1 protein-coding gene and 1 pseudogene are annotated in these 826 nt (G+C 43.2%); both read left to right on the top strand.

Annotated elements, in window-relative coordinates; genetic code table 11:
- Nucleotides 1–661: pseudogene (pgl, locus tag A0J48_RS26470) on the top strand (6-phosphogluconolactonase); the annotation flags it as partial.
- A gap of 46 nt (nucleotides 662–707) precedes the next feature.
- The coding region (locus A0J48_RS26465; protein WP_200327549.1) for a double zinc ribbon domain-containing protein at nucleotides 708–826 on the top strand (119 nt) is incomplete at its 3' end.

Genomic DNA, 826 nt, shown 5'->3' with positions numbered 1-826 from the left:
GGATGCAATATTATCCAGTTTGGCAACTGCTATTCAAGAACGAGGACAATTTACTATTGCTTTGTCTGGTGGTAGTACACCAAAACCTTTATATGAAGCAATAGGCTCTTTGAATCTAGACTGGGATAAAATTCATGTTTTTTGGGGTGATAAACGTTATGTACCATCCAAGCACCCTGATAGTAATGAATTAATGGCGCGTATTACCTGGTTAAATAGGGTTCCCATTCCACAGACTAATATTCACGCCATACCTACCTTATCTGGCAATCCAGTCGCAGATGCTAATAGGTATGAACAGCATCTACAAGAATTCTTCCATTGATCACCGGGAACCTTTCCTTCCTTGGATGTGGTCCTTCTAGGTATGGGTGATGATGCACACACCGCCTCCCTCTTACCTCATACGGAAGCTCTACAAGTGCGCGATCGCCTGATTACTGTGGGCAATAAGGACGGTAATCCACGTATTACCTTCACCTATCCCCTAATTAATGCTGCCAGAAGTGTGATCTTTTTAGCTGCTGGTGCTAATAAAAGACCTGCCTTATCCCAGGTATTTGCTGAAGTAGCGGATGATTTTACCTATCCATCTCGCTTGATTAAACCTCAAGGGGAATTATTATGGCTACTAGATGCAGCTGCTGGTTCACAACTCTGATTCCCCATCTTAACTATTGTATTTACAGTGACCAAGGCTTAAATTAATGATCATTTGTCCAAATTGCACTCATCCTAATCCAGACGCTGCTGTTCAGTGCGAAGCTTGCTACACACCAGTGCCAACTACCACTACCTGTCCTAGTTGTGGCGCTAATGTACAGGC

It is taken from the genome of Sphaerospermopsis aphanizomenoides BCCUSP55, from assembly GCF_001586785.1.
Lineage (GTDB): Bacteria > Cyanobacteriota > Cyanobacteriia > Cyanobacteriales > Nostocaceae > Sphaerospermopsis_A > Sphaerospermopsis_A aphanizomenoides_A.
This window is presented reverse-complemented; position numbering and strand designations above follow the sequence as displayed.